Raw genomic sequence first — 6,061 nt, forward strand, 5'->3', positions numbered from 1 at the left:
GCCTCGTGGCGTTGCGGGGCCGTAGGATAGCCGATCGGCCCAGGCGGGGCGCAACCGGGCGCATATCCGCCGCGCCGGCCTGCGCGCCCGGGCGCCGCTGGGCGCGCGTGGGCTCAGGCTCGCCGCTGGCCCGGCGAATCGTGCCGATCTGGGCGCCGCTGGGCGCGCGTGGGCTCAGGCGTCGCGCCGGAACACAGCCCCCTGCACGCCCAGCATCGTCGAAAAGGACAGCTCCTCGTCGCCCTGCTCGGTGGGCCGCAGGTCCTCGATCGTGTCGAGGAGGTAGCCGAGGCGGTGGATGTTGCCGTTGTAGCGGGAGATCAGGTCTTCGTCGCGCAACGCTCGGGCCAGGATCTTCGCCCGGTCGTAGTCCAAGCCGAGCGTGTCCATGATCTCGCAGGCCAGGACCGCGTAGCCGACCGCCGAGAGGTGCATGCCGTCGAGGCTCTGGAGCCCACCGTGGTCGAATTCGTATCTGGGCGGGCGTGGCCCGCCGGGCCGGCCGACGCGGCGCATCCGCCCGGTCAGATACCGATTGTCGATCCGGGTGTCGCCGATCGCGATCTGGCGGCGGGCATCGTAGGTGTTCTTGTAGTCGTAGGCGTCCAGGATGCGGTAGGCGTCGACGATTCGGAAGCGCCGCGCATCGGCGAGCCCCGCGATGTGCCAGCGCACCGCCCGATTGAAGTCCGCGATTCGCTGGTCGATCCGGCGCAGCTCGCGGCCGGTGAGCTCCTTGCCGGGCAGCGGGAAGCGGGTGCGGTAGGTCTCGGCGTAGCCGTGGTGATCCCGCGGGCCGTGTGGATCCAGGTTCGCGACGGCGCCGATCTTCGGGTACAGGACGATGACGATGAGGGTGACCTCGGGCGGCAGTGCGGCGAGCCGGTCGAGGGTCGCCTCGTAGGCGGCGAGGGTCGCGTCGTAGCGGGTGTCGAACGGCCTCGTGTCCGCGTCGGCGCCGACCGGATAGAGGCCGTCGTTGTGCCCGAAGTGGGCGATCAGCCGCCGTGGCCGGCGGCGCTCGACCCAACCGAGCTGCGTGAGCCCGGCCCACTCCGGTGCCCCGGTAGGGTTCAGGACGAAGGCGGTGTTGATCGCCAGGTGCGCCTCGTCGACAAAGGGGAACAGCTCCCGGATCGGCTGGCCGATCATCTTCGGGAACAGCTCATCTTGCAGCCTTGTGCGCGCCTCGCCGGCCGTGAGATCGTTCATCTCATCGATCGTGACGCCGGCGATGGCCAGGTTGTCGAACGCCGCCGGCAGGTCGCCTGGGCCGCGGCCGGCGAGGTCCTGCCGCCAGCCCGCCAGGTTGTCTCGCAACCGTCGCAGACCGCCCGCGACGCCGAGCAGACTGAGGTCTCGGATCTCCCGCTCCAGGTCGAACAGGACCGGTCGGGGGAGGCGCGGGTGGCGGAATGCCCAACCCTGTGCGCGGGCGATGAGGCAGGCGTAGGACTGGGCGCAGAGCTCGTCGGAGACGCTCAGCGTGCGGCAGCCCTGGGCCAGCGAATCGCCGATGACCATCAATTCGGGGTTCGGGTTCGGAATATCGGACATGTTCGCCCCTGTCGCCGACGTGGCAGCGCTCGATGATGTCCCAAGGATAGCCCTCGCTCGGGCGATTCGCCGTGCATCCGCGGCCGCTCGGCATCGGTAGGCCATGCACCACGGCGTATCGACCCCGTCGGCCGCCACTCGCCCGCGATGGTCGCGGCCTGCCGCCGCCTCAATCGGTTTGCGGCGGGAGTGACATGTGCACCCGTGTGCCGGCGCCTGGACGGCTCTCGACCCGCAGTGCGCCGCCGACGAGGCCGAGCCGCTCCTCGATCATGCGCAGGCCGTTGCCGCTCGGCCCGGGCGCGTGGTCGGGCGCGCGCGCGAAGCCGACGCCCTGGTCGCTCACGCAGACGCCGATTCGCCCGTCCGCGCCGCGGTGCATCTGGATCTCGGCCTGGTCCACGCGGGCATGCTTGACGATGTTGAGCAAGGCCTCGCGGACCGATTCGAAGATCACGACGCGCGGCTCCTCGCGCTCGATGATCGCGTCGTGGGCCAGGTCGGTCGCGACGCGCAGCCCATGATCGCGCTCGAAGGATTCGGCGAGCCAGGCCAGCGTGACGTGAAAACTGCCTTCGCGCAGGAACGCCGGGCTCAGGTCGGCATGGAGGGTGCGCGAGGTGTTGATCGACCGATCGACCAGCGCGATCGCGTCCGACAGGGGTTGTCTGTGGTCCTCGGCGCTGTCGCGCAGGATCGCGTGGAGCTTGAACTTGACGGCGAGCAGGTCTTGCTGCATGCGATCGTGCAGGATCTGCCCGAACCGCTCCCGTTCCCGCTGCTCGGTCAGGACCAGTTGCGAGGCGAGGCGGGCGAGCGCGTCGGCGTGCTCGCGCAGACGCGCGTGCGACTCCTGAAGCGCGAGCTCGGCCTGTTTGCGGTCGGTGATATCGAAGGTTGCGCCGACCAGGCCCATGTACTCGCCGTCGGGCGCCCACCAGGGCCGTCCGTGGCTCTTGATCCAGCGCCATTCGCCGTCGTGGCGAAGGCCGCGGAACTCGGCCTCGAACGGCCGCCTTCGCCGTAGGCTGGTCTTGAAGAGCGCCAGATAGGGGCGGACGTCGTCCGGGTGGATGAAGGGGCGCCACTCGTGCTCCTGCCCGGTGACCTCGGCGGGGTCGAGTCCGAGGAAATCGGCATAGTGCCGATTGAAGAACTCGCGCGTCCCGTTCGGCTTCGCGATCCAGACGATGACCGGCAGCCCCTCGGCCATCTGGCGAAATCGCCGCTCGGCCTCGCGGGCGCTGGCGAGCTGGTCGGGCATCGACTCCAGATCGAGCTGTCGCGTCACGTCCCGGAGGGTGACCAGCACCCCCGAGGCGTCGCCCTGGTGCCCCCTCGGCAGCGGTACCGCGGTGACGCTGAGCCAGGCCGTCCGACCCTGCTCGCCCACGCAACCGATGATCTCTTCCTGCACGAGGATGCGCTCGCGCAGCGCCCGCACCGCGGGGTAGGCGGCCGGGGCCATGCGTCGACCGGCCCGATCGACGATCACCCAATCCCGGCTGTCGATCGTCCGTCCGCGGTCCGGCGCCGCGCAGGGCGCCAGGAGCCGATCGGCCACCGGGCTGGACTCGATGATGATCCCGTGTCGGTCGACGACGAGGAGCGCGAAAGGGGCATGGTCGAGCAAGGCGCGATACCGGGCCGCCGCGGCCTGCGCGGACTGGATGGTGGTCGCGCGCCGCCCCCGTTCTTCTTGCTTCTTGGTGGGCAACGCCAGGCCTCCTGGCGCCCGCCGAGCAGGGCGGGCGCGGACTGGATGACCATCGGCCTTGCAGGTCGACGGTTCATTGAGCCCGATGATAAGGGTAAGGTCGGCCGGAGACCAATTCGCGAGGCGGTCCTCGCGGCGAGGGGCGTGCATGTGGTGGGGATGGGGGTGTCGCAGGAATTCTTCCTTGGGGTCGTCCCTGGCCCCTTCCTTGTACTCCTGCGACGCGACACCGGCGAACGGTCGTCTGCCGATGCCGCGGCTTTCAACCGCCGGCGGCGGTTGAAAGCCGCGGCGCATCCGAGCGCCGCGGGTGGTGCGGCATCCTGCGGCACCAGCCACTCGTCGGGGATCAGGGTTGGCCCCGCGGGACGGCGGCCCGTCACCGAGATGCGGAAACCCTGATCGAACCGTGCGAGACTAGCGTCGCATCAAAAGACGGTGAAAAGAATCAGGGAATCCCTGATGTTACCGCGCCCTCGTCACGGTCGTGGCGCCGCCCGGCGGCGCCGGTGTCCTGCCCGGTGGCTGCCGTCGTGTCGGTTGGGCGTACAAGTGCTTGATGAACAGGGGGCTGACGTGGATGAATGGAAGATCATGGTCGTCGACGACCATCCGCTCGTTCGCGAGGGTATCAAGGGGCTGATCGAGCGGGAACCGGACCTGATCGTCAGTGCGGAGGCGACCGGTGTCGAGGAGGCGCTCGCGACGCTGCGCCGCGGCCGGCCGGATCTGGTCATCATCGACCTGGCCTTGGCGGACGGCGGCGACGGTCTGGTCCTAGTCGAGCGCATCAAGCGGCATGCCCCGGCGCTGAAGATGCTCGTCGTCTCGATGCGCGACGAGCGTGTCTTCGCCGAACGGGTGATCCGCGCGGGGGCCTTGGGCTACGTCAGTAAGCAGGCCGCCCCCGAGGTCCTGATCGACGCCGTGCGCAAGGTGCTGGGGGGCGCACCCTATCTCAGCCCGGCCATTGCCGAACTCGTCCTCGGCGGCGCGCGTCGCGGGTGCGATGCGACCGGCCAGCCCGGGCTCGATCAGCTCACGAACCGCGAATTGCAGGTCGTGCGCCTCATCGGCCAGGGCCTCTCGACCGTCGAGATCGCCCAACGGCTGCACCTGAGCGTCAAGACGATCGAGACCCACCGCGCCAAGATCAAGCGCAAACTCGGCATCGCCAAGGCCACCGAGCTGGTGCGGCGCGCCGTCGAATGGGAGCTGAGCCAACGCTGAGCTGCCGGGTGCCAAACTCCCGAGCCGCAGGCGCGGTTCACCCCGTTCGCCGGTCGCAGGCCGCGCCGAAGGGTGGCGTTCGATCTCATCGGTCGGTAGGGACCTCGGCACCGGCACCTCCAGGGGACCTTGAAGGATTGCCATCCGGGCAATCTTTTAAGACGCATCCTTGCCCGCACCGGCACTTTGAAGGATTCGCGGTGCCGGTGCGGGGGACTGGAAGGCGCGGCCGTTTTCGTCCACGCGGCGCGAGCGCCTGGCCGCCTACTTGGTCTCCAGGAACGCCTCGAACGAGTCGGCCCCTCGGCCGAGCCGGCGGAATTCCGCGAGTTCCTCCACCACGTAGGGTGGCTCGCTGTAGTCCTCCATCTTCAGCATGAAGAAGCCCGGCTGAATCCATTCCGCCCAATCCGAACCCCAAGCCGGCTTGGTGAGGCGAAATTTGATGGCGCCATGAAACGTGCCCGCGGGCACGGTCACGGTCTCATCGACGGCCTCGATCGTGACATAGATGGGCTGGCCGTCCTCGTCGTCATACGACCAGGAGGTGCCGACCCGGGCATCCTGCCACAGTAACCGCTCGGTACAGGAATCCGATTGAAGGGCGTACAGTTTCGTGGTCGTCGATCGGAGCGGGAATGGCTCGATGCCTTGGCCGTTGCCGACGAAGCCAAGACGGTAGGTCTTGCCGTTGCACGGCTCGACGAACTCCCGTGCTGCGACATAGTGGAATCTCTCGTTCAATCCGTCGTCGTCGGTTCTTTGGAACGTAAAGACCTGGCCTCGCTCCAGCGGCATGAGATCGTCCGCCAGAGACGGGGATGACAATAGCGCCGCTTGTGTCGCAAGTGCCGCAGCGAACGCGATTCTCTTCATGGTTGCTTCCCTGGAAATGCATGGTCGTCGCGAACGGAATCTTTGGTGCACGTCAGTGAGTCGAATCTAGGGTTCTTCGTTTACCTCGCGGTTCTCGTTGGTTTTCTGTGAGGCGTCGCTTAGGAACGGTGCAAAAACAAACGATACAAGCACGCGGAAGACAAGAAACTACGAAATGCGCGAAAGTCGCGAAAAAACCCCGAATTCTCCTGCGTATATTCTGCCTTTTCGTGTATTTCGCGTGTTTCGCGTGTTTCGCGTGTTTCGTAGTTTGTGCCTGGAAGAAAACCCCTTTGAATTCAAAAAATCCGCTCGCCTCATGCCGCCGCGGGGGTGGATTTTCATTCGGTTCGAGGCCGTCAGCGAGGAATACGGGGCGGCGATGGGAATTATTTTCATCTTCCGCGTCCATTGGACAGACCTGTCCCTCGGATCGGCCCCGATGGCCCGCGCGAGGCGCTCAGGCGGCGCGTTTTCGTCGGCGCCGCTCGGCCTCCGCCTTGTCGTTGGCCAGCAGGATCGCCCCGAGGCGATGGAGGTTGCGCGCCACCACGGCCAAGGCGACGTAGCGCATGAAGCCGTCGAGGCCGTGATCCGGGCAGCGGTCCAGGCCGTGGGCCTCCAGCGCATTGATCGCCGACTCCACCGCCGAGTGGCGCCGGCGCAGGCGCTGAAAGCGCG

The 6,061-nt window shown here is 67.6% G+C and carries 4 protein-coding genes and 1 pseudogene; 1 reads left to right on the forward strand and 4 read right to left on the reverse strand.

The window, feature by feature from the left end; all coding sequences use genetic code 11:
• Positions 1–174 precede the first annotated feature (174 nt).
• Positions 175–1,557, reverse strand: a complete 1,383-nt coding sequence (locus CKO41_RS13000; protein ID WP_200382587.1) for an SGNH/GDSL hydrolase family protein — start codon at positions 1,555–1,557, stop codon at positions 175–177.
• A 169-nt stretch (positions 1,558–1,726) separates the two neighbouring features.
• On the reverse strand, positions 1,727–3,274 hold the full coding sequence (locus CKO41_RS13005) for a PAS domain-containing sensor histidine kinase (RefSeq protein ID WP_200382589.1): 1,548 nt from the start codon (positions 3,272–3,274) through the stop codon (positions 1,727–1,729).
• A 576-nt stretch (positions 3,275–3,850) separates the two neighbouring features.
• Between CKO41_RS13005 and CKO41_RS13010 the strand changes: the two genes are divergently transcribed.
• The gene (locus CKO41_RS13010; RefSeq protein ID WP_338115584.1) at positions 3,851–4,504 is read left to right on the forward strand and encodes a response regulator; all 654 of its coding nucleotides are present in this window, start codon (positions 3,851–3,853) and stop codon (positions 4,502–4,504) included.
• A 264-nt stretch (positions 4,505–4,768) separates the two neighbouring features.
• Here the strand turns inward: CKO41_RS13010 and CKO41_RS13015 are convergent, their stop codons facing one another.
• Both CKO41_RS13015 and CKO41_RS13020 read right to left on the reverse strand, forming a co-directional pair.
• Positions 4,769–5,380, reverse strand: coding sequence for a hypothetical protein (locus tag CKO41_RS13015; protein WP_200255460.1), 612 nt, complete (start codon positions 5,378–5,380; stop codon positions 4,769–4,771).
• Between the two features lie 460 nt (positions 5,381–5,840).
• Positions 5,841–6,061 (reverse strand): annotated as a pseudogene (locus CKO41_RS13020) (ISNCY family transposase); the annotation flags it as partial.

This window comes from Thiococcus pfennigii, assembly GCF_016583835.1.
GTDB classification, from domain to species: Bacteria; Pseudomonadota; Gammaproteobacteria; order Chromatiales; family Chromatiaceae; genus Thiococcus; species Thiococcus pfennigii.